The organism is Vreelandella venusta (genome assembly GCF_044809155.1).
Classification (GTDB): Bacteria; Pseudomonadota; Gammaproteobacteria; order Pseudomonadales; family Halomonadaceae; genus Vreelandella; species Vreelandella venusta_B.
The window spans coordinates 1,410,869-1,434,808 of record NZ_CP085241.1 but is presented as its reverse complement, the minus strand read 5'-3'; the positions used below and the strand labels follow the sequence as shown (position 1 = coordinate 1,434,808).

Here is a 23,940-nt window from a genome sequence, read left to right as displayed (position 1 = left end):
CTATGGCTATACGGCCACACCTGCACGCTTATTGAGAATCGATATAGCGGTGGTCATTGAACGTGGCCACCCAGCTAGGATGATAAACCAGCAAAATGCTTAACAGCATGCCGGTTAGAAATGCTTCAGAGGGCATCAGAAGCGGCAGGAACCGAGCATACTCCTGGGCGAGGTAAACCGCCTCAGGATCTGTACCCGCCGCTACAATCAAAAGTACGGTAACGAGCCCAGCCCCCAGCGTGGCTAACGCAGCACCGAAAAAACCGCATGCAAACATAAATATCATCAAGTTATCAGGCAACCGTCGGTCAACCAGGCGCCAAACCACACCAATGATAAACGCGGGCACGATCCCCGTTATCATGACGTTAGCTCCCCAAAGCACCCAATCATTACGCCCTATCACCACCATCGCAATATTGATCATTGCGTTACTTAGAAGCGCCAGCGGAATTCTAAATACCAGGGTCATTAACACAGTAAAAACTAGGTGAAGCGTGAGCCAATCGACCGCTTGAGCACGCAACTGCCACATCAACATGACTGCCAGGGTGGCACCCAACCAGCGATGCTGAAGCGCAATATCACTGCTCAACACTTGCCAGGGGCGCTGCCATATCACCCAGGCCAACACGCCCAGTGATATGAACCAGGTAAGCACCAGCGCCCAGGGTGCGAGAACACTTTGTGCAAATGACATGGAGGCCCCTAACTGTGGTTAACTAAAAACGACCGTCTTATTACCGTGAATCAGCACGCGATCCTCAAGATGCCAACGTAACCCTCTTGCCAACACCGCTTTCTCAACATCTCGGCCAAAACGCACTAAATCAGTCGGTGTGTGGCAGTGGCTTACGCGATGAATATCCTGCTCGATGATAGGCCCTGCATCCAGTTCTTCGGTGACATAATGACACGTGGCCCCAATAAGTTTGACACCTCGCTCGTAAGCTTGGTGATAAGGTTTTGCGCCAGCAAACGAGGGCAGAAAACTATGATGAATATTAATCACTCGCCCAGCATACCGCTCGCACAGCGCAGGGGGGAGGATTTGCATATAGCGAGCTAAGACAACGCAATCAGCGCGTACGCTATCAATTTGTGCCTGCACTTTCTCAAACGATGCCTGCTTGTTTGCCGCATCGACCGGCACATGGTGATAAGGAATGCCGTACCACTCCGTCAGCGAACGCATATCTTCATGGTTAGAAATCACACCCACAATATCGCAATCAAGCTCACCAGCCTGCCAGCGATATAACAAGTCCACTAAGCAGTGCGACTCCCGCGACACCATTAACACAACGCGACGACGCTTTTGGGTATCCATTAACGACCACTGCATATTGAACGCGTCTGCTACGGGTTCAAAAGCAGTGCGTAGCGCCTCAGCAGACATCCCCAGCGAATCCGCTAAAATTTCATAACGCATAAAAAACCGGCCTGTTTCAAGGTCGGAGTGCTGGCTTGCTTCAGTAATTGACCCCCCCTGCTCGGCAATAAAACTGGAAACACGCGCCACAATGCCCACTTGGTCAGGGCAGGAAACAACAAGACGATAATAGTGCGACATAAATAGCTATCTCTTAATAGGTACTTTTAAAAGGGGCTTTGATGGATGCTTTTCTAATAGGTAGTTTTGATTGGCACACGTAACTTATTTCAATGGCACGCTTGCGCTTCATTAGCTGGTGCTATGAGCACCGCTTCCACCGCTCTAGTGTACCGGAAGCCCTCAAGGTAAGCACCGGGCGGAGGTCATGATGATTGTTAGCCGCCCCTGCCTTCCCGTATAGTTAAGGTCTTACTTTTTAGGCTTTTCGTGACTAATGCATCCAACACGCGCTCTACTTCGTCCCCGTCGTCGCCCACCACTGCGCCTGCTTCCGCTGGGCGGGTGCGGTGAAATTGGAATGAATTTGACGCTGTATGGATACGACGATCAATGGATCGCTGTCGACTGCGGCATGATGATTCGTCAAGATTTACCCAATGCCCCTTTGCAAGTGCCGAATACGGATACCCTGGAAACGTTAGGCATCAAGCCGCAGGCACTTTTTATTACCCATGGGCATGAAGATCACATCGGCGCCGTTGCGTGGTTATGGCCTAAGTGGAACTGCCCTATTTATGCAACGCCACTGGCAGCGGGCTTGCTGCGTCTGAAATTTGCAGAGCGTCAGTTAAGCAGTGGGGCTATCCACGTCATTGAGCCGGGCGATGCCATGCAGCACGGGCCATTTACGCTGCGCTACCTATTGCTTACGCACTCCATTCCGGAAAGCTGCGCCATTATGATGATGGCGGGCGAATACCGTGTTCTGCATAGCGGTGACTGGAAGCTGGACCCTGAGCCGTTAATCGGCCCGCCGGTAAATGCGGCGAATTTCCGAGCCTTAGCGCCGATTGATTTGCTAGTGGGCGATTCGACTAACGCCCCAATGCCCGGCCACTCGGGAAGCGAAGGCGATGTGGCCAGAGCACTGGTCAAAACCCTCGAAAAGTGTACCGGCCGCGTTGTGGTCTCATGTTTTGCCAGTAATTTGGCGAGGGTGTTGGCTATCGGCCTTGCCGCCCAACGCTGCGGTCGTCGTGTCAGCCTGATGGGGCGTTCGATGGAGCGTATGGTCAGTGTTGCTAAGGGCTTGGGCTACTTAGATGACTTTCCACCGCTGGTCCCCCCCCACGACCTTGGCTATCTGCCGCCTGATGAAGTCGTGGTGATTGCAACAGGCAGTCAGGGGGAGCCGCGGGCTGCCTTACAGCGCTTAGCCCAGGGACGGCATCCCTTTATGGATTTAGCGCCAGGCGATAGCGTTATTTTTTCCGCCAAGGCAATACCGGGAAACGAGCGGCCCATTGAGCAGCTTAAAAGACGCCTCTCTCAAATCGGCGTGACCCTGTTTGATGAAATGAATCATCCAGAACTGCATGCCACTGGCCACCCTGCCCAGGAAGAGCTGAAAAAGTTCTATCAGTGGGTAAGGCCAAAATCACTCTTGCCCGTGCACGGCGAGGCACGCCACCAAGAGGCGCACCAAGCAATTGCCGCCTCTCTTGGCATCAGCGCCCCGCTGGCACCGACAAACGGTGATATGATCGTTTTTGACAACCAAGGCTTGCGCTGCGAGCAGCGCTACCCGCAACTACCCTGCATTGTTAATCAAAATAGCGTCATACCTCACCCTGGCCTCGACACTTCGTCCTCAAAAGCACGGCGTGGCAGCCTCTTCCTTGCGTTACCCGTCACGGCAAGCGAAACCGGCTGGTGGCGGATAGGCCGCTTAATGCTTGATGCCAGCAGTGCAAGCCCCCTTGACGAAGAGAGCTTTAGCGATTGGCTGGATACTCAGTTAGAGGACATTAAAGCCGACACGCTAGCCGATTTACGCTTGGCGCTTCAGCCACGTCTTATTCAGTGGTTGGCAGACCACTGCCAACATATGCCAGACGTACATTTGCAAATAATGGCTGCCGAAATGCCCTCCGCCGAGGGGCTTAATAGCTCGCCTTAAGGGCCGGGTGCCCAGCGGTCGGCATCCTGCTGATCGCTATGGCGCTCTTTGACCCAGTAAGCCCCCTCACGGGAGTGCTCTTTTTTCCAAAACGGTGCTTGGGTTTTCAAATAATCCATAATGAAATCGCAGGCGTTAAACGCATCTCGTCGATGAGCACTGGCAACGAGCACTCGAACAATCGGGTCGCCTGGCGCTAAATGCCCCACCCGATGAATAATCCGCACGGCTTGCAGTGACCAACGCTCCCACGCCTGCTCGCCAATTTCGGCCAGCGTCCGCTCCGTCATCCCCGGGTAATGCTCAAGCGTTAGCCCCGTCACATCAGGGGTTTCGTTGAAATCCCTTACCAAGCCCGTAAAACTAACGATGGCCCCAATGTCCGTACGCTGTTGAAGCGTTGTCCCATAGCCATAATCCATTGAGAACGGCGCTGACTGTACCTCAACCTTAATATCCAAGACCGCTTCAGCCATAGGGCTAGCCTCCCGTTACTGGCGGAAAGAAGGCAACTTCATCATCATCGGTGATACGCGATGTATCATTGGCCATCACTTGATTGATCGCACAGAGCGCCCGCTGATCAGACAGCACGCTAAAGCGCGTATCCCGCTCGGCTAAAGCAGCTTTCAAACCCGCTACATCTCGGCTCGCCAACTGGTCAAGGTTGATCGTGATATCGCTCTGACCTACTCGCTCACGCAGCTCCGCTAAAAATTTGACTCGCACACAGGGAGACATGCAGCGCTCGCCTAAACGCACCTCACCTGCCGCGCCTTCACCGGTCACAATGGGCGCAGCGGCAGATACACGCTGGTAGTCACCGCGCACACCACCGCGTTTACTCTCAAGTTGAACGGCCTCGATACGCATCTCTTTGTCCACGGCCTTACACATATCGTAAAGCGTTAGACAGGCCACCGAGACCGCGGTAAGCGCCTCCATTTCAACCCCTGTCCGGCCATTGAGCCGACACAGTGCCGACACACTTACCCAGCCGTTGACATGGTCAACGTCAAAGTCAACCGACACTTTAGAAAGCGCCAGCGCATGGCAGAGCGGAATTAGCTCATGGGTCCGTTTTGCTGCCTGAATACCCGCGATTCGTGCCGTTGCCAGCACATCGCCCTTCGGCAGTGCGCCATCACTTAACAGCTGAAGAGTTTCTGGCTGCATCACTATGCGGCCAGAGGCTACCGCTTCGCGGCGCGTTTCATGCTTATCACCGACGTCTACCATATTGGCTTCGCCGTGGGTATTGAGGTGAGTTAGCTGCATAACATTACCTTTTTTAAAAAGCCACGGTGTGAGATTGATCATTCACCCAGCCAATCACCCACTGAGCCACCGCTTCAATGTCATCGAGGTTAAGATGCACGACCGTTGCGCCTAATACCACAGGTGATGGCCCGTTAGTGGCCACCGCCTGCACCCACTCATCGCTTACAATAGCCGAGTCGCCAATCCCCTCACGATAGAGCACAAGCTTGGGGATGGGCCAGGCTTTGAAACCTTCAACGATCACAAGATCAGGCCGATGAGGGGTCATCAATGCCAGCAGTTGGCTCAAGTCGGGTTCTTCTTGACCCGGGGTTTCTTGCATTAAAGCGAAACGTTGCCGGGAAGCAATCAGCATAGGCGCAGCACCGGCTTGGCGCAGCTGATAGCTATCCTTACCGGGCTTATCTATGTCAAAACTGTGGTGGGCATGCTTAATCACGCCCACTACTAACCCATCTGCACGCAAACGCGGTAGCAGCTGGGCTAATAGCGTGGTTTTGCCCGTGCCGCTCCACGCCGCAACGCCTAATACTGGAAACGGGCTATCGATTAAGGTTCTCATTACCGGCACCGTTGTCTTGTCTAGCGTTTCAATAAGGCTATTCACCCTCTTTTTCAGCAGGTAGCAGCCAGTTTAACGCAATGCCCACCAGTGCCGCCAAACTAACGCCTTGCAAGGTAAATTGCCCCCCGCCGAACTGCATCCCACCAATACCAAATACTAAAATTAACGACACGACGACCAAGTTGCGAGCTGCCGTTAGCGACTGACCGGCCCTAACCAGCGTGTTCATCCCTACTACCGCGATAGAGCCAAAGAGGAGCGTCATGATCCCCCCCATCACAGGGCCGGGAATGGTTTGCAAAAATGCGCCCAATTTGGCTACAAATGCCAGAACAATGGCAATAACGGCCGCAACCACCATATAACGAGGATTAAACGCCCGCGTAAGCGTGACGGCACCGGTCACTTCCGAGTAAGTCGTGTTAGGCGGCCCACCCAATAAAGCGGCCGTGGTGGTCGCAAGGCCATCGCCAAGAAGTGTGCGATGCAAGCCGGGTTTTTCTAAATAATTCTTACGGGTTACCGAGCCAATCGCCACCATATCACCAATGTGCTCTACCGCTGGTGCAATCGCCACTGGAATCATGAAAAGAATCGCGGCCCAGTGAAAGCTGGGAGCGGTAAAACTAGGCAGCGCCACCCAAGCCGCATTATGCACCGGGGAAAAATCCACCACGCCCATTATCAATGCCAAGATATACCCCGTGGCAATACCCCCCATGATAGGCACGAGGCGCAGTATTCCACGCCCAAACACTGCTAGCACCAGAGTAACCAATAGGCTTGCCATTGATAGAAAAAGCGCCTGACCATACCCAATATTATCGCTGGTTTCGCCCGTGGCCATGCTCACTGCCACCGGTGCCAAGGCAAGGCCAATCACCATAATCACAGGCCCCACCACCACAGGCGGAAGCAACCGGTGTAGCCAGGCCGTTCCCTTCAAACGTACCGCCTGTGAGATAACCACATACACCAACCCCGCTGCCATCAAGCCCCCCATTGTTGCGGGCACCCCAAAGCTGGCTATCGAGCCTTGAATCGGTGCAATAAACGCAAAAGAGGAGGCGAGAAAAACAGGAACGGTCTGCTTGGTAACGCCATGGAACACAAGCGTTCCCACCCCGGCTGTAAAAAGTGCAACGCTTGGATCCAGGCCCGTTAATAGCGGCACCAACACAAGTGCACCAAACGCTACAAACAGCATTTGCGCACCGGTTAGCAGCGTCTTAGGCCATGACTCAGGATTAGCAGTGTTACTCATTTTAAAGTTCCCAATGATCAATTATGTGTAGTAACGGCCAAAAAAATGCCCCTAACGCAAAGCGCAAGGGGCAATGTAGGTCAGCGCGCTTAGCGCGTTCCAAATATCTTGTCGCCAGCATCTCCCAAGCCGGGCACGATGTAGCCATTCTCATCGAGCCGGTCATCTACTGACGCGGTATAGATCTCAATGTCAGGGTAAGCATCTTGAACCCGCTTAATGCCCTCAGGAGCTGCCACCAATACAATCACCTTCATATGCTCGCAGCCACGTTCACGCAGCATATCCAGAGTGGCAACCATTGAGCCACCGGTCGCTAGCATCGGGTCGATGACAATCGCCATGCGCTCTTCAATATCATTGGCGAATTTGGCAAAGTACGGCACCGGCTGGAGTGTTTCTTCGTCCCTGTAAAGACCCACTACGCTGACTCGGGCACTGGGAATAAGGTCGGTGACACCCTCTAGCATCCCTAAGCCTGCGCGCAGAATAGGAACAATCGTCACTTTTTTACCTTTCAAACGGCGCGTTGCAATCGGCTCATTGTTCCAGCCTTGAATCTCATGATCTTCAAGCTCTAACCCCTTGGTTGCTTCATAGGTCAGAAGCTTTGCCACTTCACCTGCTAGTTCACGGAAGCTCTTGGTGCTTAAATCGGCTTCACGCATCAGTCCCAGTTTGTGTTGAACAAGCGGATGATTAATGGCGTAGACACTCATGGGACTTCCTCACTGCAGGAGTTTCAGGATGACGACCTTCGTCGCATCGACAGGCTTACAAAATTGCGCGCCATTCTACCCGCAACTCACCGTCAGGTTAAGGGGTTTCTGGCAATTGCCATTCAATCGGGGAGCGTCCTTTCTCCACTAGAAATTGATTTGCACGTGAAAAATGCCGATTACCAAAAAAACCGCGATGTGCTGAAAGCGGCGAAGGGTGCGGGGATTCCAACACCAAGTGGCGCGCTTGATCAATTAGGGCCTTCTTCTGACGCGCATGGCTACCCCATAACAGGAACACACACGGCTCTGCATGTCGGCTGACGGTTTCAATCGCGCAATCGGTAAAGTGCTCCCACCCTTTACCACGGTGTGAAGCAGCATTTCCCTGCTCAACCGTTAATGCGGTGTTAAGTAGCAACACACCCTGCTTTGCCCACGGCTCTAAAAAACCGTGACGCACAGGGGTAAACCCCACGTCAGACGCTAGTTCTTTGTAAATATTGACCAAAGAAGGGGGCACCTGGATACCCGGCTGCACCGAAAAACATAACCCATGAGCTTGATTAGGGCCGTGATAAGGATCTTGTCCTAAAATAACCACTTTCACAGAGGCTAAAGGCGTCAGCTCGAACGCACGGAACCAGTGCGATGAGTGCGGGTAAATCACCTTTTTAGCTGATTTTTCTTGAGCCAAGAATGCTTTCAGGGCTGACATATAGTCAGCCTGAAATTCTTGCCCAAGCCATTGATTCCAATCGTCGGGTAGCGGGTTAGCCATACTACTTCTTCAGCTGATCTGCCAGCGGCTCAACGTAAGCAATGCCCATATCCCAGGGGAACTGAATCCAGCACTGCTGAGCCACTTCGGTAAGGTATTGATCCACCAGCGGGCGACCTTCGGGTTTAGCATACATTGTTACAAAATGCGCCTTCGGCAGCATCTCGCGAACAGCACGAGCGGTTTTACCTGTATCGACCAAGTCATCTACCAGCAACCAACCATCACCGTCATGGTCGACGCCTTTCATAATGTCCAGTCCACCTTGATCCATATGATCATAGCTTTTAATACAAACGGTATCGATCAAGCGGATATTCAACTCACGGGCGATAAGCGCTGCAGGTATTAATCCACCGCGGGTAATCGCAACGATACCCTTGAAATCGCGCTCGATTAATTGATGGCACAACTGACGTACATCACGGTGCAATTGATCCCAGGAAATGGTGAAGTGCTGATGATAGCGTTCGCTGCTCATAGGGGGTGTTACTCGTCTTCGGTGAATGAACATACCGCGAATACGCTATAGCCAGCATCGCGAATTTTCTGGGAACCGCCCAGCTCAGGCAGATCGATGATGGTTGAGGTTTCCACCACGTGCCCACCGGAACGTTGAATTAGATTCGCGGCAGCTAGCATGGTACCGCCAGTGGCAATCAAATCATCCATCAGCAAAATGCGATCGTTTTCCTGAAACGCATCAGAATGAAGCTCCACTTCGGAGTGGCCGTACTCAAGCGTGTACGTTTCACTGATCGTCTTGAAGGGCAGCTTCCCCTTCTTGCGAACGGGAACAAAGCTACAGCCCAACTCGTAGGCCAAGGGCGCACCGATAATAAAGCCACGGGCATCGATAGCCGCGATGGCATCTAAGTTCATTTCCTGGTAGCGATGCACAAAGCTATCGATCAGCTTACGAAAGGCAGCACTATTTTGCAGTAGCGGTGTGATATCACGAAAATTTACGCCCTGCTCTGGCCAGTCAGGAACCGTGCGAATAACGGACTTAATGTAGTCGCCGTAGATGCTCATCGCGTCTCTCATTGATTAAAGATAAAGCGGGTATTAACCCAGGAAAAGAAACTTTGCTGCGAACAGCAGTGCTAGCACTATAACGGCAGGGTTCAAATCGCTGAACCGCCCCGAGAGCACCTTGATCGCCACATAGCTAATAAAACCAAGCGCGATTCCCTCCGCAATTGAGAAAGTTAGCGGCATCGCCAGAGCAGCAATCAGTACAGGCGCCGCATCGGTAGGATCTTCCCAATTGGCGTGGGCTAAGCTGCCCGCCATTAAAACGGCCACATAAAGAAGAGCTCCGGCCGTTGCATAAGCAGGAATAGAACCTGCTAACGGTGCAAAGAAAAGGCTAATCAAAAACAGCAGGCCGACCACAACGGCCGTTAAACCTGTACGGCCACCGGATGCGATACCTGCCGTTGATTCAATGTAGCTGGTGGTTGTGGAAGTACCCAATGCAGCCCCCGCCATAGACGCGGTGCTGTCGGCCATCATGGCGCGACCAATACGCGGCAGTTTGCCATTTTCATCTAACAGCTTGCCGCGATGCGCTACCCCTACCAGCGTACCTGATGTATCAAACAGGTCCACAAACAAGAAGGCAAAAATGACGCTTAGCATGGCCACATCCAGTGCACCCACTAGATCCATTGCCATAAAGGTAGGCGCAATCGAAGGCGGCATCGACATAATGCCGCCGTACTGGTTATGGCCGAACAGCATTGCAAGAACTGTAACCCCTAAAATACCGATCATCACCGCACCCGTCACGCGCAGGTAAGAAAGCGCCGTGATAACAAAAAAGCCCAACAAGGCATACAATGCAGGCGGTTGCGACAGGTCACCCAGCGCCACATAAGTCGCTGGATTGGCGACTACAATACCGGCATTTTTAAGCGCGATCATCGCAAGGAACAGGCCAATACCCGCGGCGATACCTAAACGCAATGAGAGCGGAATTGAGTTAATGATCCATTCACGGACTTTAAAAATACTCAGTAAAAAAAACGCAAAGCCCGAGAAGAACACAGCGCCTAATGCTGCTTCCCAGGTATAGCCCATACCCAGCACCACACCGTAGGTGAAGAAGGCATTCAGCCCCATGCCCGGTGCTTGCGCGATGGGATAGTTTGCCCAAAGCCCCATGACAAAACAGCCAATGGCCGCAGCGACACAGGTCGCAACAAACACCGCGCCGTAATCCATCCCCGCTTCCGAGAGAATGCTCGGATTGACGAAAATGATATAAGCCATTGTAAGAAACGTGGTGAACCCTGCGATCACCTCGGTCTTTACACTGGTCTTCTGCTCGGTGAGCTTGAAGTAGTTGTCCAGAAGTTTCATGTCGTTTTTATCCTTCGCGCTTACGCTGAATGCGTCCCTTGATGCGAGAAAAGCCGCACATACTACCTAAAGGCTCTGCGCGTTGCGAGTGCCCCGTGTGCCGCTAACGTTAGTGAGAATACCCCACCATCTATTATGAATAGCAAACTTCGGGCCATGAGCTAACCGATCGGTCAACGGTAAGACAAAATATTCGACTATCGATGAGTCGCCAACACCCTTTCAACCGTCTCAACAATGACCTGGGTTTGCGGATCAATTTCGATATTCACCCAATCGCCTAACAGCCGATCTTTTAAAACAGTGCGCGCCAGCGTCTCTGGTATCAGGTTGACACTGAACTCAACCCCAGCACCATCGACTGCGGGGCGTACGTCACCTACCGTCAAGCTAATACCGTCAACCCCAATGTACCCCTTCTCAAAAACAAACTTCGCGACTTTCTCAGGTAGTGAAAACCAAAGTCGACGATTGTTGGGCGCTTCTTCTATTGCCACCACATTGGCCATACAAATGATGTGACCCGACATAGAGTGTCCGCCAATCTCATCCCCAAAGCGCGCCGCACGCTCTATGTTGACGCACTGCCCTGGTGCAACTGCACCAAGATTCGTCAAGCGCAACGTTTCACGCATCAGATCAAAGCTGACATTTTCACCGTCTATCTCAGTTACCGTCAGGCAAACACCATTATGAGCTACCGACGCACCGATAGTGAGTCCTTGGCGCAGCGCCTCTGGCAGCGCGACGACATGAGTACGAAACTCTTCCAGTTCTTTAACAGCGACAACTTCAGCCACACCTTGCACGATGCCAGTAAACATATTGCTATGTCCTCTTTCTCTATGTTTTAAAGACAGAACAGGTACTAAAATTTTCGTGCAAGCTTACTACTAATACACAGGCCTTGTGCAGCTAGAAGCTTTGACACAAGCGTTGAAACGGTTTTTTTCTGATAATGAGCCGTTATAACGGCACCGGTCAGAATGAAACACTGGCAAATAGCAGTACATCAGGCAATAAACCTAATCGATAGCATCAAAACATCAAATAGAACGGTACTGATTGACAACCCCTCCATCACTCTTTAGACTTTCGCCGCAAATGTAATGACGCCGATTTGTACCCAGATTGCGGGCGTCCACTGAGCCAACGGCTTGGTGAAGTGCAGCTAAAAGGGTGTGTCCAGCGTTGATGGCCACCCGCAAGGGTGGCCTTTTTTTATTTCCCGCCCTACGCTTGCTCCCTCGCACTCCGTCTTCGGCCTACCAGCAAGGCAGACGCTATGATCGAAATTAGCAACGTTAGTAAAACCTACGGCACTGGCAGTAGTGCCGTCCATGCCCTAAAAGACGTCAATTTAACGATTCCCAAAGGTACTATTCACGGCGTTATTGGCCTTTCAGGCGCAGGCAAATCAACCCTTATTCGCTGCGTGAACCTGCTTGAACGACCAAGCACCGGTAGCGTGTCCGTCGATGGTCAGGAAATGACCCGCCTTAGCCGCGGCGAACTAAACCGTGCCAGACACCGCATCGGCATGATTTTCCAACACTTCAACCTGCTCACAACGCGCACAGTCTTTGATAATGTCGCCCTGCCCCTTGAGTTAATGGGCGAAAGCCGCAGCGCTATAAAGGAGCGCGTATTACCGCTACTGGAGCTAGTGGGCTTATCTGATAAAGCAAAACAGTACCCGGCTCAGCTTTCTGGTGGCCAAAAGCAGCGTGTCGCCATCGCCCGCGCACTGGCCAGCAAACCCAACGTATTACTGTGCGATGAAGCGACCTCGGCGCTTGACCCCCAGACCACCAGCTCGATCCTTGAACTGCTCAGAGAAATTAACCAGCAGCTCGGCATTACCATTTTGCTGATCACGCATGAAATGGAAGTTGTAAAATCCATTTGCCACCGAGTAAGCCTTATCTCCGACGGAGAGTTAGTCGAAGACGCAGAGGTTGGTGACTTCTTCACTGCGCCTAACACCCAGCTAGGCCGAGAGTTTCTGAATGACTTTTTGCAGCTAAGCCCACCCAAAGAGCTGATCGAGCGTTTAAACGACACTCCCAGCGAGCACACACACCCCGTTGTTCGGTTAACCTTTTCTGGCGACGCCGTTTCGACGCCCCTTATTTCACGCTTAGCGCGGGAGTGCAGTGTTGACGTCAGCATACTCCAGGCAAAGGTCGAGTCTATTCAAGACCGCACGCTAGGGCTGATGATCGCCGAACTGCTCGGCAGCCCTGCACAAACTCAGGAAGCAATGGCGTATTTAGAGGCACATCAACTACAGGTAGAGGTATTAGGTCATGTCCAGCGCAATGTTTGATCTTATTTTACAAGCCACGCTGGATACGCTTTACATGGTGGCCATTTCAGGTGTGATCGCCACCCTACTGGGCCTACCGCTTGGCGTCATGCTTTACGTGACTCGCCCTCGGCAAATACTCGCGATGCCCGTACTAAATCAAGTGCTAGGCATTGTTACCAATATTGGCCGCTCCATCCCCTTTATCATTTTGATGGTGGCGATTATCCCGTTCACGCGCATGCTGGTAGGCACTTCTATCGGCATTAATGCCGCCTCAGTGCCGCTGACCATTGCCGCCATCCCTTTTGTGGCGCGCCTAATCGAAGGGGCACTTAACGAAATCTCCCCGGGGCTTATAGAGTCCGCGCAATCAATGGGTGCGACCCCCTGGCAAATCATTACCAAAGTGCTGATTCCTGAAGCAAGGGGCGGCATCATCACAGGGTTAACGATTACCCTAGTGACACTGGTCAGTTACTCTGCCATGGCGGGCGCTGTCGGTGGCGGTGGTCTTGGTGATTTAGGCATTCGCTATGGCTATAACCGCTTCAATCCCACCATTATGTTGATTACCGTTGTTATTCTGGTGGTAATGGTTCAGGGCTTTCAAAGCCTGGGTGACTATTTGGTGCGCAAAAGTGACCGCAAGTGATCATAGCTTGCGCCTTTTATCGCTATAGCCGAATATAACCAAAACGCATTAGAATTTTGTTTCTTATTGCCGCATAATCACATCCAACATCGACTGTGCCACAGGAGTGACACCATGCAAAAACTACTTATCGGCAGCCTGACTGCCTTAGCCCTGGCAGTAAACGTTGCCAACGCAGAAACACGCACTATCAAAATGGGGACGGTCGCAGGCCCAGAAACCGAAGTCATGGAAGTGGCAGCTCGGATTGCGAAAGAAGAGTATGACCTAAACGTAGAGATCATTGAGTTTACCGACTACGTTACCCCTAACGCTGCACTCGCTGATGGCAGCTTAGACGCCAACGCCTACCAGCACGAACCCTACCTACAGGCGATGGTCAATGACCGCGGCTATGACCTTGCCATTGCGGGTTACACCTTTGTTTACCCGATTGGCGCTTACTCTGAAAAATATGACAGCATCGAAGAGCTGCCGGACGGCGCTCAAATTGCACTGCCCAACGACCCGTCTAATGAAGGGCGCGCACTTATTCTGATGCACAATCAGGGCCTAATCACACTGAATGATCCGAGCAACCTGGAAGCCACCCCTATCGATATCGCTGAAAATCCGCGCAACTTCCGTTTCCGCGAAATCGAGGCAGCACAGCTCCCCCGCGTACTACCCGACGTGGACATGGCCTTCATTAACAATACCTTCGCCCAACCGGCTGGCCTGAGCCTTGATGACGCACTCATCAAGGAAGGCCCCGAATCGCCCTACGTCAACTTGATTGCAGTCCGGGGCGGCGATGAAGAGCGCGAAGATATTCGTCAACTGGTTGACGCTTACCAGCGCGATGAAGTCATCGAAAAAGCAGAAGAGCTGTTTAAGGGTGCCGCCGTTCCTGGCTGGATTGAATAAACAGCACAGGCGTGCTTTAGCCATTTCATCAGGCCAGCCTAAGAGCTGGCCTGATCTGTTTAACTGCATGAGGAATTTCTATGCATAGCGTGGATTATGCGCTGCTGAACCGGCAGCTTAACGCCCTGCTAGATACACGTGACTGGCTAACCAACAGCGCACAAACCTGCGCGTTTATCTACCACGCGCTAGATGACTTGAATTGGGTGGGGGTTTATCTCCAGCGCCAGCCCAACCAGCTCTGTCTTGGCCCTTTTCAGGGCAAGCCTGCGTGCCACCCAATCCCCTTCAGCAAAGGCGTGTGCGGAGCTGCAGCTCGCCAACAGGCCACTCAGCGCGTTGATGACGTACACGCTATTGCCGACCATATTGCCTGCGATGCCGACTCACGCTCAGAACTCGTGGTTCCCATCGTGATTGATGGCCACCTTTGGGGTGTCCTTGATTTAGACAGCCCCCAACACGCGCGTTTTAGCCAAGAAGATCAGGCGGGAATTGAGGCACTGGTGGCAACATTTATCCGCCAGACAGACCTACCACGCTTTATCAGCTAACAACAAAAAACCCCATGCTAAGCAGCATGGGGTTTTTTAAGCGTCTGGTAGGACCAGGCGGATTTGAACCGCCGACCTCCACGATGTCAACGTGGCGCTCTAACCAACTGAGCTATGGTCCTAGATATATATCTAAAAATAACGGCATGCAGATAAAATGGTAGGACCAGGCGGATTTGAACCGCCGACCTCCACGATGTCAACGTGGCGCTCTAACCAACTGAGCTATGGTCCTGCTGCACAACGGATGCGTATTCTACGGCTTTATAGCTGAATTGCAAGTAGTTTCCATCTCTTCGAGAGAGGGAAAAAGAAAGCACTCTTGTCAATTGCACGCTCCGATCGACACTTATCTCCACTAACCGCTAAGCTGAACAAAGAACAACCATTGCCAACGGTTAGACCAGGAGGTAAACCTTGCTAGGGCCTTTGCTAGGATGCATCGCCATCTCACTATTACTCTCGACGCTGATTGCCCGCGTTCCCATGCGCTGGTGGTGGGTGCGCAGTTTTGAATTTCCCCGGCTACAAATCGCCATACTGGCGTTGGTATGCGGCTTAGCAAGCCTGTGGCTACTGGACGCAGGACCTTGGCGTATTGTAGCGGTTGCTGTTTCACTCGCTACGCTGATACTGCAACTGCGTTACATCTTGCCGTGGACAAAGCTCTGGCCTGTGCAGGTTCAAACCGCCCATAACGCTCCTGAAGAGCAGATGATTACGCTATTGATCGCCAATGTACTGACTCCAAACCGTCAGTCAAACACGCTCTTGAAGATGATAACCCACCACCAGCCCGATATAATTCTCACGTTAGAGTCGGATCAGTGGTGGCAAGATCAGCTTGACCCAGCCCTCGATGAGCAGTGGCCTCATAGCGTTAAGATCCCTCTGGATAACCTGTATGGCATGCACCTCTATTCACGCCTGGCGCTAAAAGATACCGAGATCAAGTGGCTGATTCAGGACGACATACCCTCGATTCATACCCAAGTCGAACTTAAAAGCGGTCAGCACATTCGCTTATTTGCCGTTCACCCTCGGCCGCCAGCACCCAGTGAAAGCGAAAAGTCGCTATGGCGTGACGCAGAACTTTTATCTATTGGAAAAGAAATCCACCAAACCCCGAAAGCCACGCTTGTCGCCGGCGACCTAAATGATGTCGCCTGGTCTCGCACCACGCGACGCTTTTGCCGCATAGGGGGAATGCTTGACCCGCGTCGCGGTCGCGGCATGTACAGCACGTTCCATGCTAATTACCCTATTTTGCGTTGGCCGCTTGACCACGTTTTTGTGTCAGAACATTTCACTCTGGTAAACATGAAGCGCTTAGACAAGTTTGGATCTGACCACTTCCCTATATTGGCCACCTTCTGCTATCGGCCTTCTCGCCAGGATGAGCATGAGACACCCGATGCCAGCGCAGAAGAGCACCAAGAGGCGAAGGAGACCATTCAACAGGGCAAAGCGGAAACGCAAGAAACGTAGCGGCCAGCCCTGTTAACAGCTTAAAGCGAGGCTATTCTGGTATGCCACCTTTTGTTAGTAGAGCAGGATCTAATAATCGTTCAAGGGTTGCGCGATCCAAGTCAGTTTCTTCTTCTGCGACGTCGATGATGGGCCGCCCAGTCTGATAGGCTATTTTTGCCACTGCCGCCGCCGCGTTATAGCCGATCACACTATTCAATGCAGTCACTAAAATAGGGTTTCGTGCCAGCGCCCCCTGTAAATTATCGTCCCGTACGCTGAATGTGGCGATCGCGCGCTCTGCCAACAGCGTGGCGGTATTACTCATCAATGTGATGGATGTAAGTAGATTTGACGCCACCAACGGCAGCATGACGTTGAGCTGGAAGTTACCACTTTGACCAGCGACCGTTACGGCGGCATCCAGGCCGATGACGTGCGCTGCCGCTTGCGCCGCCGACTCAGGAATCACAGGATTCACCTTACCCGGCATAATGGAGCTACCCGGCTGCAGTGCCTCAAGCTCAATCTCACCCAATCCAGCCAGCGGTCCTGAGTTCATCCAGCGCAAATCGTTAGCGATCTTCATAACCACACACGCCAACCCTTTCAGCTGCCCCGATAACTCCACGGCTGCATCCTGGGATGCCAAACTGGCAAAAAAGCTGTCGTTAGGCACAAAAGGGAGGCCCGTTTGCTGACTTAAGTCGCGAGCCATTAGCTCAGCAAACCCTTCAGGGGCGTTAATCCCGGTGCCCACTGCCGTGCCGCCTTGCGCTAATCGGCAAAGCCTTATCATGGCACTATCAAAACGCTCAATGGCCTGCCCTACTTGGCTCGACCACGCGCCTAGCTCTTGATCCATACGCAGCGGCATGGCGTCCATCAGGTGGGTTCGCCCTGTTTTGACGACATGGGCCAATTCACTCGCCCGACGATCGATTGTTGCCTGCAGCGCGACTAATGCAGGGCGCAGCGTTTCATTGACAGCTATCGCGGCCGACAGATGAATGGCGGTCGGTATAACGTCATTACTCGACTGCCCCATATTCACGTGGTCATTGGGGGTTACTTCGACCCCCTCACGGCTTGCAAGCGTGGCAAGCACTTCATTCACGTTCATGTTGGTCGACGTGCCCGACCCTGTCTGAAAAACATCAATCGGAAAATGTGCGTCATGCTGGCCCTCAATGACCGCCTCAGCAGCGTTTATAATCGCATCCGCACGGCGCTTATCCAGCAAACCTAACTGGCAATTACTGCGCGCAGCGGCAAGCTTTATACGCGCCACAGCATGAATAAAAGCCGAGGGCATGGGGGTATGCGAAACAGGAAAGTTGTTGATAGCACGCTGGGTTTGCGCGCCATAAAGTGCCTTTGCAGGCACTTCAAGCTCGCCCATGCTATCCCGTTCAATACGTGTGTCCATCCTGGCACTCCTTTTAACAACGACATCGCAGACGCCCACTTACATCGCTAACGTCTTGCCTTCCAATGATTGATTAGTGATAACGCTTACCCATACGTTCAAGCCTAGCCCTACCAATGCGTTTGGTAAATTCGTGCGTATCCTCCACTCCTGCAGGGGACTTTCACGTTTTATAGCTTCACCCCACCCACATGTTGCACTGCACAAAAACCCCTGCTATGCTGCAACGCAAGATACAGAGATATCAGCTGCGGTGGATGCTTAACAAAACCGTTGCTGATCAACCAACACTAACGGCAACATCAAACAATGGGCCGACTAGTGAGCAATGGAACAGGAGTGTTTACCATGCAAACATTTAACACCAATGAAATGACTCAGCAGTTCGACAACATGTTTATGGCACCTGTACGCGCCTACATGACCCTAAGCATCGACTACTCTGAGAAAATGCTGAACGCACAGCTAGATGCCAACAAATCCTACGTAGATACCGGTATCGCTCAAATGCGTCAGCTGATGAGCGTTAAAGACGCTAGCGGCTTGCGTAGCTACATGGAAGGCCAGCAGAAAGTGGCTAAAGAACTGGCTGAGCGTGTTAAAGGCGATGCAGATAAAGTCGTTGCTCTTCAGCAAGACTTTTTGCAGAAAGGCCAAAAGCTGACAGAAGATAACGTTAAGCAAGCACAAGCTGCTGCTAGCAAAATGAGCAAAACCGCTTAATTCATTACGGTTATTGACTTGTTTTCATTAAAACGCCCCTGCCAGACAACTGGCAGGGGCGTTTTATATGGTGCTTTACCAATTAAGAGCAGACTTGACGAACGGGATCGTCAATTTACGCTTGGCAGAGAGCGACGCCTGATCCAGCGTCTCAAGGGCACGACACAGCTCCCCCAACTCCCGCGGCCCACGGTGCATAATATAGCGCCCTACATCATCAGGTAGCTGCATCCCGCGTACATTAGCGCGCAGTTTTAACGCCGCCAACCGTTCGTTATCATCCAGGGGGTGCAGATGAAACGTGACTCCCCAGGTAAGCCGTGATGCCAAGTCAGGCAGGGCGACGTCTAATTGACGAGGCGACGTATTAGCGGCAATTACCAAGGCTTTACCTGCATCACGCAGCCGATTAAAGGCATGAAACAGCGCTTCTTCCCAACGCTTTCGCCCTATCACATACTCAAGATCATCAATGGCGACGAGATCCAGGCGCTCAATATCTTCCAGCATTAGCGGGGGAAAGTGCCCCAAGTCCGCCAATGGGAGATAAAGGGCCCGCTTATCTGCATCCGAGGCAGCGTGACACGCCGCCTGTAAAAGATGGCTACGACCACTCCCCGGCGCGCCCCATAAATATAAGAACGGCTCAGTATCAGACTTAAGCTGTCGACTTAAGTACTCTGTTAATGAAGCATTTGCTGGTGAGGCATAGTAATTATTAAACGTCGCGTCGTCCCGCAACCCTACCCCAAGCGGTAGCTGTGCCGGTAATCGGCTCATGGTGACTCCCTTTCGTCGTGACGACCCAGTCCATCGTTGTGATGTTGCTGTTCTATAGGACGTTGCTCGGCATCATAGAGAGAACTGCCTTTATAACGATCTTTAATTTCCCTTAAAAGCACCATAATAACGGCTGCTGCAGGCAGTGCTAATAATACGCCCGTTAGGCCGAAAAGATGCCCACCTGCCAGTACCGCAAAGATAACCGCAACAGGATGCAAACCGATCTTATCGCCTAACAGCTTGGGCTGAAGTATGACACTTTCTGCCGCTTGACCGATACTAAATACCGCAATCACACCCAGCACAGCCCACCACGTATCAAACTGGAAAAGCGCAACGATAAGTGCCACCACTAATCCCACGATAAAGCCCAGGAACGGCACAATACTAACAAGCCCGGACACAACACCAATCAGCAAACCAAAATTAAGCCCCATCAACGTTAGACCAGCCGCATAAATAATACCTAAACACAGCATCACCAGTAACTGGCCACGCAGGAAAGCTGACAGAACCTCATCACAGCGCTTCGCCAGCCGGGAAACATCGTTTGTCCACTGGCGGGGAATCAAGTCAGCAAGGCTAGAGATTAGCCTGTCCCAATCAAGCAATAAATAGAATGTCACCACAGGGATCAAGGCAACGTAGGTAATCCAGGAGACGAAGGCCATACCGGAGCGGCCAATTTGACTTAATGCCTGAGCGGCATAGCTGCCCGCATCCCGCCAGTTTTCAATCAGTGTTTCTCTAACGTTGGATAGCTCACCCCCTAAGTCATAACCTGTCCACTCCTGCACTTGCGGTGCCAGTATATTTTCAACCCAGTTGAAGACACTCGGCAACGCCTCTCCCAGCTGTTTTGTCTGCTGCACCACCAGCGGAATCAAAATTAGCAGACTTAAAATAAGGATCAGCAACAGAACTAAAAATACGCTACTCACCGCCCAAGCCCGATTCATGCCCAGACGCTGGAAATAATTAGTGAGCGGGTCAGCCAAGTAAGCCAAAATTAAACCCGCGATAAATGGCATCAATACCGCATCTAATAAGTAAAGGCAGCCTATCAACACCACCAAAAACACAACGCCCCACCATGAATGTCGCATGCTTTTTATATCCCTCCTGGAAAGATGGTTAGCGCCCCTAGCGTACTGAATAGTAACAAAAGTAGCGTAATGAACATCGGTTAACGCCGCACATCGATGCGGCTTACGTCTCTGGGTGTTACAATCCGTTCCGTTATCGCCCCAGCACTGGCCAATTCGCCAGCACTACCCGTACTGCTATAGGCTTCACAGGATCTGTCATGACCGATACCTCCACTTCTCAGGCTACTCCTTCACTCAGCTATAAAGACGCAGGTGTCGATATTGATGCCGGCAACGCGCTGGTTGACCGCATCAAACACGTTGCCAAACGCACGACACGCCCTGAAGTTATGGGTGGCCTTGGCGGGTTTGGCGCACTGTGTGAGCTTCCCGCCGGTTATAAGCAGCCCGTACTCGTATCAGGTACAGATGGCGTCGGCACCAAGCTGCGCCTTGCCATGGATCTGGGCAAACACGACACTATCGGCATTGACTTGGTCGCTATGTGTGTAAACGATTTGATCGTTGCCGGCGCTGAACCGCTGCTCTTCCTGGACTACTATGCCACGGGTAAGCTGGATGTGGATATCGCTGCGGATGTCGTGACCGGGATTGGCGCTGGTTGCGAACAGGCGGGTTGCGCACTCGTCGGCGGCGAAACTGCCGAAATGCCTGGCATGTACGAAGGCAATGACTACGACTTAGCGGGCTTCTGCGTGGGCGTTGTTGAAAAGGCCGATATTTTAGACGGCAGCAAGGTAGCCGAAGGCGATGTGCTGCTGGGACTGGCCTCTTCCGGCCCGCACTCCAACGGTTATTCGCTGATTCGCAAAATTCTCGACGTTAGCAACACATCACTCAACGAGACGGTGGATGGTCAGCCCCTTGGCGACGCATTAATGGCGCCAACCCGTATTTATGTGAAGTCGCTGCTGTCGATGATGCGCGGCACGGATATTCCCGTTCACGCGCTCTCCCATATCACGGGAGGTGGTTTATTGGAAAATATTCCCCGCGTCCTGCCGGACACCCTCGCCGCCCACGTTGATCTCTCTACTTGGCAGCGCCCAGAAGTATTCAACTGGCTGCAAGCTAAGGGCAATGTTAGCGAAACGGAAATGCACCGCGTGCTGAACTGTGGCATCGGCATGGTTGTCGTCGTGCCCCAAGCCCAGGCTGAAAACGCCATGGCACACCTGCAAGCCCAGGGCGAGACCGTTTATCAAATTGGTCAGATTGTGCAGCGCCAGGAGGAAGCCGTCGTATTGGAGAACCTTCGCGCATGAGCAGCACCGACCACACTAGCGAACCGTTCAACGACACCATCAACGACATGACGCCTGAACCAACAGCGGCGCGACGTATTGTGGTGTTGATTTCCGGCAGTGGCAGTAACTTACAAGCGCTGATTGATGCACAACATCATGACCGACTTGGTGGCGAAATCGTCGCTGTTATTTCCAACGAGCCAGATGCTTATGGCTTGAAGCGCGCCTTGGAAGCGGGCATTGAAGCTGTTGCGCTACCGCATCGTGAATATGACAGCCGCGATGCGTATGACGGAGCGCTGATAAAAGTCATCGAACGCCATGAGCCTGACTTAATTGTTTTAGCTGGCTTTATGCGCATTCTAACGCCACGCTTTGTGCAGCGTTTTTTAGGCAAAATGCTCAACATCCACCCCTCTTTGCTGCCAGCTTATCAGGGGCTAAACACCCACGCTCGGGCATTGGCAGACGGTGCCAAACAGCATGGATGTAGCGTGCATTTTGTCACTGAAGAACTGGATGGCGGGCCTGTTGTGCTGCAAGCAGAACTGAACGTCACGAGTGACGATAGCGTGGAGACGCTAAAAGAGAAGGTTCACGCGCGTGAACACCTCATCTTCCCCATTGCCGTCCAATGGTTTTTGCAAGGGCGCCTTCAATATAGCGCTGAACACGCCACGATGGATGGCCATCCACTTCCGCCCTATGGGATGCGCCTTTCCCATACAGATGCAGCAGAAGAGCTAGACGAAGAAGTGGACGAAAACACCTAAACGTCGTTGGTTTGACCATAAAAAAACGCCTTACCGCATTCGCGCGTAAGGCGTTTTTCGTTTAGCTTGCGAGCGAATACTAAGTGCGAGGCAAGGTCACGCCGCGCTGCCCCATGTATTTGCCACCACGATCTTTATACGACGTTTCACAGACCTCGTCAGATTCAAGGAACAGCATCTGAGCTACCCCCTCATGCGCATAAATCTTGGCCGGCAGATTCGTCGTATTTGAGAACTCAAGGGTCACGTGCCCCTCCCACTCTGGCTCAAGGGGCGTTACATTGACAATAATGCCGCAGCGCGCGTAGGTGGATTTTCCAAGGCAAATCGTCAGCACACTGCGCGGAATACGAAAATACTCAACCGTACGGGCAAGTGCGAACGAATTCGGCGGAATAATACACACATCGCCCTTAATATCGACAAAACTTTTGTCATCAAACGCTTTAGGGTCGACAATAGCAGAGTGTATGTTGGTAAATACTTTAAATTCATCAGCACAGCGGACGTCATAGCCGTAGCTCGACGTGCCATAAGAAATAACACGCTGATCATTTACATAGCGCACCTGCTCAGCTTCAAACGGTTCAATCATGGCATCGCTTTGCGCCATGCGACGAATCCATTTATCAGATTTAATGCTCATTTGTTACGTTATCACTCGCTAAATGAAATAGTCGGGCCGCCGCTTTGGCTGGCACTTACCGATTGCGCCACCTGTTTGGCAATATCTGCAAAGGTGAGGCTCACTGAGCTATCAGGCTCTGAGATTACGCTGGGCCGACCAGAATCAGCTAACTCACGAATAGATAGGGTTAGCGGTAACCGTCCTAGGACTGCCGTATCGTACTCTTCTGCGATGCGCTCACCGCCTCCCGTACCAAAAATGGCCGCTTCATGACCGCACTTTTCACAGTGGTAAAGGCTCATGTTCTCTACAACCCCCAGCACTGGTACGTTAACCTTGCGGAACATCTCGATGCCTTTACGGGCATCCAGCAGCGCAATGTCTTGGGGCGTAGTGACAATCACAGCGCCGGCAACAGGCACTTTTTGTGCCAGTGTCAATTGTATATCGCCGGTGCCTGGCGGCATATCAATCAGCAAGAAATCCAGATTATCCCACTGAGTTTGTGTCAGCATTTGCTGAAACGCGCCTACCACCATGGGGCCACGCCATACCATTGCCTCACGGGTGTTAACCATAAAAGCCATCGACATCGCTTGAAGCCCGTGCGCCTCTAGCGGCAGAAACTTGTTGTCATCTGTCGCCTGCGGCCTTACCCCTTCCTTAACCCCCAGCATTTGCGCTTGGCTTGGGCCATAAATATCGGCATCCAGTACACCCACACGATAGCCCTGAGCCGAAAGCGCAAGTGCTAAATTAACCGTCACGGTCGATTTTCCGACCCCACCTTTTCCTGATGCCACTGCTACTATATGTTTTACACCGTCCATCAATGGCACTCCTATCTTTTTGCGACCGATCATTCC

26 protein-coding genes and 2 tRNA genes are annotated in these 23,940 nt (G+C 52.3%); 9 read left to right on the top strand and 19 right to left on the bottom strand.

Annotated features, from left to right (window positions below; translation table 11 throughout):
* Nucleotides 1–28: 28 nt before the first annotated feature.
* Both LG301_RS06835 and purU read right to left on the bottom strand, forming a co-directional pair.
* Nucleotides 29–700 (bottom strand): energy-coupling factor ABC transporter permease, encoded by a 672-nt coding sequence (locus LG301_RS06835; RefSeq protein WP_404474561.1) that lies wholly within the window; start codon nt 698–700, stop codon nt 29–31.
* 18 nt (nt 701–718) lie between these two features.
* Nucleotides 719–1,573: a formyltetrahydrofolate deformylase gene (purU, locus tag LG301_RS06830; protein ID WP_404474560.1), complete on the bottom strand. Its 855-nt coding sequence runs from the start codon at nt 1,571–1,573 to the stop codon at nt 719–721.
* Between the two features lie 340 nt (nt 1,574–1,913).
* Between purU and LG301_RS06825 the strand changes: the two genes are divergently transcribed.
* On the top strand, nt 1,914–3,515 hold the full coding sequence (locus LG301_RS06825; protein WP_404475195.1) for a ribonuclease J: 1,602 nt from the start codon (nt 1,914–1,916) through the stop codon (nt 3,513–3,515).
* On the opposite strand, the gene moaE is transcribed toward LG301_RS06825, so the two are convergent.
* The 10 genes from moaE to LG301_RS06775 all read right to left on the bottom strand — a co-directional run bounded on the left by moaE (nt 3,512) and on the right by LG301_RS06775 (nt 11,316).
* Nucleotides 3,512–3,991: a molybdopterin synthase catalytic subunit MoaE gene (moaE, locus tag LG301_RS06820; RefSeq protein ID WP_404474558.1), complete on the bottom strand. Its 480-nt coding sequence runs from the start codon at nt 3,989–3,991 to the stop codon at nt 3,512–3,514. The genes LG301_RS06825 and moaE overlap by 4 nt on opposite strands.
* A 4-nt stretch (nt 3,992–3,995) precedes the next feature.
* Nucleotides 3,996–4,793, bottom strand: coding sequence for a cyclic pyranopterin monophosphate synthase MoaC (gene moaC / locus LG301_RS06815; RefSeq protein WP_404474557.1), 798 nt, complete (start codon nt 4,791–4,793; stop codon nt 3,996–3,998).
* A 13-nt stretch (nt 4,794–4,806) separates the two neighbouring features.
* Entirely contained in the window at nt 4,807–5,358 is a 552-nt protein-coding gene (mobB, locus tag LG301_RS06810) for a molybdopterin-guanine dinucleotide biosynthesis protein B (RefSeq protein ID WP_404474555.1), read from the bottom strand.
* Nucleotides 5,359–5,395: 37 nt separating this feature from the next.
* The gene (locus LG301_RS06805) at nt 5,396–6,625 is read right to left on the bottom strand and encodes a uracil-xanthine permease family protein (RefSeq protein WP_404474553.1); all 1,230 of its coding nucleotides are present in this window, start codon (nt 6,623–6,625) and stop codon (nt 5,396–5,398) included.
* Nucleotides 6,626–6,714: 89 nt separating this feature from the next.
* Nucleotides 6,715–7,344 (bottom strand): uracil phosphoribosyltransferase, encoded by a 630-nt coding sequence (upp, locus tag LG301_RS06800; protein WP_404474551.1) that lies wholly within the window; start codon nt 7,342–7,344, stop codon nt 6,715–6,717.
* Between the two features lie 97 nt (nt 7,345–7,441).
* The gene (gene ung, locus LG301_RS06795) at nt 7,442–8,125 is read right to left on the bottom strand and encodes a uracil-DNA glycosylase (RefSeq protein ID WP_404474549.1); all 684 of its coding nucleotides are present in this window, start codon (nt 8,123–8,125) and stop codon (nt 7,442–7,444) included.
* 1 nt (nt 8,126) lies between these two features.
* On the bottom strand, nt 8,127–8,606 hold the full coding sequence (gene gpt / locus LG301_RS06790; RefSeq protein ID WP_009723428.1) for a xanthine phosphoribosyltransferase: 480 nt from the start codon (nt 8,604–8,606) through the stop codon (nt 8,127–8,129).
* An 8-nt stretch (nt 8,607–8,614) separates the two neighbouring features.
* Nucleotides 8,615–9,160, bottom strand: coding sequence for an adenine phosphoribosyltransferase (locus LG301_RS06785; RefSeq protein WP_263069155.1), 546 nt, complete (start codon nt 9,158–9,160; stop codon nt 8,615–8,617).
* A gap of 33 nt (nt 9,161–9,193) precedes the next feature.
* Nucleotides 9,194–10,492, bottom strand: a complete 1,299-nt coding sequence (locus LG301_RS06780) for an NCS2 family permease (protein WP_404474547.1) — start codon at nt 10,490–10,492, stop codon at nt 9,194–9,196.
* A gap of 197 nt (nt 10,493–10,689) precedes the next feature.
* Nucleotides 10,690–11,316 carry a riboflavin synthase subunit alpha gene (locus tag LG301_RS06775; protein ID WP_404474545.1) on the bottom strand — a complete coding sequence of 209 codons (627 nt, stop codon included), beginning with the start codon at nt 11,314–11,316 and terminating at the stop codon, nt 10,690–10,692.
* A gap of 461 nt (nt 11,317–11,777) precedes the next feature.
* On the opposite strand from LG301_RS06775, the gene LG301_RS06770 reads away from it, so the two are divergent.
* The 4 genes from LG301_RS06770 (at nt 11,778) to LG301_RS06755 (ending at nt 14,915) form a co-directional block, all read left to right on the top strand.
* Nucleotides 11,778–12,821 (top strand): methionine ABC transporter ATP-binding protein, encoded by a 1,044-nt coding sequence (locus LG301_RS06770; protein ID WP_404474543.1) that lies wholly within the window; start codon nt 11,778–11,780, stop codon nt 12,819–12,821.
* Nucleotides 12,802–13,455, top strand: coding sequence for a methionine ABC transporter permease (locus tag LG301_RS06765; RefSeq protein ID WP_263069161.1), 654 nt, complete (start codon nt 12,802–12,804; stop codon nt 13,453–13,455). Before LG301_RS06770 ends, LG301_RS06765 begins: the two co-directional genes overlap by 20 nt.
* A gap of 114 nt (nt 13,456–13,569) precedes the next feature.
* Nucleotides 13,570–14,361, top strand: a complete 792-nt coding sequence (locus LG301_RS06760; protein WP_404474541.1) for a MetQ/NlpA family ABC transporter substrate-binding protein — start codon at nt 13,570–13,572, stop codon at nt 14,359–14,361.
* 80 nt (nt 14,362–14,441) lie between these two features.
* Nucleotides 14,442–14,915 carry a GAF domain-containing protein gene (locus LG301_RS06755; protein ID WP_404474539.1) on the top strand — a complete coding sequence of 158 codons (474 nt, stop codon included), beginning with the start codon at nt 14,442–14,444 and terminating at the stop codon, nt 14,913–14,915.
* A gap of 45 nt (nt 14,916–14,960) precedes the next feature.
* On the opposite strand, the gene LG301_RS06750 is transcribed toward LG301_RS06755, so the two are convergent.
* Together LG301_RS06750 and LG301_RS06745 are read right to left on the bottom strand one after the other, a co-directional pair.
* A tRNA-Val gene (locus tag LG301_RS06750) sits at nt 14,961–15,037 on the bottom strand.
* Between the two features lie 36 nt (nt 15,038–15,073).
* Nucleotides 15,074–15,150 (bottom strand) — tRNA-Val (locus LG301_RS06745).
* A gap of 182 nt (nt 15,151–15,332) precedes the next feature.
* On the opposite strand from LG301_RS06745, the gene LG301_RS06740 reads away from it, so the two are divergent.
* Nucleotides 15,333–16,403 (top strand): endonuclease/exonuclease/phosphatase family protein, encoded by a 1,071-nt coding sequence (locus tag LG301_RS06740; protein WP_404474537.1) that lies wholly within the window; start codon nt 15,333–15,335, stop codon nt 16,401–16,403.
* A 31-nt stretch (nt 16,404–16,434) separates the two neighbouring features.
* On the opposite strand, the gene LG301_RS06735 is transcribed toward LG301_RS06740, so the two are convergent.
* Nucleotides 16,435–17,811: a class II fumarate hydratase gene (locus LG301_RS06735; protein ID WP_404474535.1), complete on the bottom strand. Its 1,377-nt coding sequence runs from the start codon at nt 17,809–17,811 to the stop codon at nt 16,435–16,437.
* A gap of 348 nt (nt 17,812–18,159) precedes the next feature.
* On the opposite strand from LG301_RS06735, the gene LG301_RS06730 reads away from it, so the two are divergent.
* The gene (locus LG301_RS06730) at nt 18,160–18,534 is read left to right on the top strand and encodes a phasin family protein (RefSeq protein ID WP_263069255.1); all 375 of its coding nucleotides are present in this window, start codon (nt 18,160–18,162) and stop codon (nt 18,532–18,534) included.
* A 75-nt stretch (nt 18,535–18,609) separates the two neighbouring features.
* Here the strand turns inward: LG301_RS06730 and hda are convergent, their stop codons facing one another.
* Nucleotides 18,610–19,314, bottom strand: a complete 705-nt coding sequence (hda, locus tag LG301_RS06725; protein ID WP_404474533.1) for a DnaA regulatory inactivator Hda — start codon at nt 19,312–19,314, stop codon at nt 18,610–18,612.
* Complete coding sequence (locus tag LG301_RS06720; protein WP_404474531.1) at nt 19,311–20,423, bottom strand: AI-2E family transporter; 1,113 nt, start codon at nt 20,421–20,423, stop codon at nt 19,311–19,313. The genes hda and LG301_RS06720 overlap by 4 nt, the downstream gene beginning before the upstream one ends.
* Nucleotides 20,424–20,623: 200 nt before the next feature.
* Here LG301_RS06720 and purM point away from each other — a divergent pair, with 200 nt between their 5' ends.
* Nucleotides 20,624–21,691 carry a phosphoribosylformylglycinamidine cyclo-ligase gene (gene purM, locus LG301_RS06715; protein WP_404474529.1) on the top strand — a complete coding sequence of 356 codons (1,068 nt, stop codon included), beginning with the start codon at nt 20,624–20,626 and terminating at the stop codon, nt 21,689–21,691.
* Complete coding sequence (gene purN / locus LG301_RS06710) at nt 21,688–22,446, top strand: phosphoribosylglycinamide formyltransferase (RefSeq protein WP_404474527.1); 759 nt, start codon at nt 21,688–21,690, stop codon at nt 22,444–22,446. The genes purM and purN overlap by 4 nt, the downstream gene beginning before the upstream one ends.
* 79 nt (nt 22,447–22,525) lie before the next feature.
* Here purN and dcd read toward each other — a convergent pair whose 3' ends face one another.
* Together dcd and apbC are read right to left on the bottom strand one after the other, a co-directional pair.
* Nucleotides 22,526–23,092, bottom strand: coding sequence for a dCTP deaminase (gene dcd, locus LG301_RS06705; protein WP_009723443.1), 567 nt, complete (start codon nt 23,090–23,092; stop codon nt 22,526–22,528).
* 11 nt (nt 23,093–23,103) lie between these two features.
* Nucleotides 23,104–23,904, bottom strand: a complete 801-nt coding sequence (apbC, locus tag LG301_RS06700) for an iron-sulfur cluster carrier protein ApbC (protein WP_404474525.1) — start codon at nt 23,902–23,904, stop codon at nt 23,104–23,106.
* Nucleotides 23,905–23,940 lie beyond the last annotated feature (36 nt).

Coding starts and splice junctions, on each gene's coding strand:
- purN (WP_404474527.1), top strand. CDS start 21,688: ATGAGCAGCACCGACCACACTAGCGAACCGTTCAACGACACCATCAAC.
- apbC (WP_404474525.1), bottom strand. CDS start 23,904: ATGGACGGTGTAAAACATATAGTAGCAGTGGCATCAGGAAAAGGTGGG.
- LG301_RS06775 (WP_404474545.1), bottom strand. CDS start 11,316: ATGTTTACTGGCATCGTGCAAGGTGTGGCTGAAGTTGTCGCTGTTAAA.
- purU (WP_404474560.1), bottom strand. CDS start 1,573: ATGTCGCACTATTATCGTCTTGTTGTTTCCTGCCCTGACCAAGTGGGC.
- LG301_RS06825 (WP_404475195.1), top strand. CDS start 1,914: ATGAATTTGACGCTGTATGGATACGACGATCAATGGATCGCTGTCGAC.
- LG301_RS06770 (WP_404474543.1), top strand. CDS start 11,778: ATGATCGAAATTAGCAACGTTAGTAAAACCTACGGCACTGGCAGTAGT.
- moaE (WP_404474558.1), bottom strand. CDS start 3,991: ATGGCTGAAGCGGTCTTGGATATTAAGGTTGAGGTACAGTCAGCGCCG.
- LG301_RS06720 (WP_404474531.1), bottom strand. CDS start 20,423: ATGCGACATTCATGGTGGGGCGTTGTGTTTTTGGTGGTGTTGATAGGC.
- hda (WP_404474533.1), bottom strand. CDS start 19,314: ATGAGCCGATTACCGGCACAGCTACCGCTTGGGGTAGGGTTGCGGGAC.
- LG301_RS06765 (WP_263069161.1), top strand. CDS start 12,802: ATGTCCAGCGCAATGTTTGATCTTATTTTACAAGCCACGCTGGATACG.
- moaC (WP_404474557.1), bottom strand. CDS start 4,793: ATGCAGCTAACTCACCTCAATACCCACGGCGAAGCCAATATGGTAGAC.
- LG301_RS06780 (WP_404474547.1), bottom strand. CDS start 10,492: ATGAAACTTCTGGACAACTACTTCAAGCTCACCGAGCAGAAGACCAGT.
- LG301_RS06755 (WP_404474539.1), top strand. CDS start 14,442: ATGCATAGCGTGGATTATGCGCTGCTGAACCGGCAGCTTAACGCCCTG.
- upp (WP_404474551.1), bottom strand. CDS start 7,344: ATGAGTGTCTACGCCATTAATCATCCGCTTGTTCAACACAAACTGGGA.
- LG301_RS06760 (WP_404474541.1), top strand. CDS start 13,570: ATGCAAAAACTACTTATCGGCAGCCTGACTGCCTTAGCCCTGGCAGTA.
- dcd (WP_009723443.1), bottom strand. CDS start 23,092: ATGAGCATTAAATCTGATAAATGGATTCGTCGCATGGCGCAAAGCGAT.
- LG301_RS06805 (WP_404474553.1), bottom strand. CDS start 6,625: ATGAGTAACACTGCTAATCCTGAGTCATGGCCTAAGACGCTGCTAACC.
- LG301_RS06730 (WP_263069255.1), top strand. CDS start 18,160: ATGCAAACATTTAACACCAATGAAATGACTCAGCAGTTCGACAACATG.
- LG301_RS06835 (WP_404474561.1), bottom strand. CDS start 700: ATGTCATTTGCACAAAGTGTTCTCGCACCCTGGGCGCTGGTGCTTACC.
- LG301_RS06735 (WP_404474535.1), bottom strand. CDS start 17,811: ATGGACACACGTATTGAACGGGATAGCATGGGCGAGCTTGAAGTGCCT.
- ung (WP_404474549.1), bottom strand. CDS start 8,125: ATGGCTAACCCGCTACCCGACGATTGGAATCAATGGCTTGGGCAAGAA.
- gpt (WP_009723428.1), bottom strand. CDS start 8,606: ATGAGCAGCGAACGCTATCATCAGCACTTCACCATTTCCTGGGATCAA.
- LG301_RS06785 (WP_263069155.1), bottom strand. CDS start 9,160: ATGAGCATCTACGGCGACTACATTAAGTCCGTTATTCGCACGGTTCCT.
- mobB (WP_404474555.1), bottom strand. CDS start 5,358: ATGAGAACCTTAATCGATAGCCCGTTTCCAGTATTAGGCGTTGCGGCG.
- purM (WP_404474529.1), top strand. CDS start 20,624: ATGACCGATACCTCCACTTCTCAGGCTACTCCTTCACTCAGCTATAAA.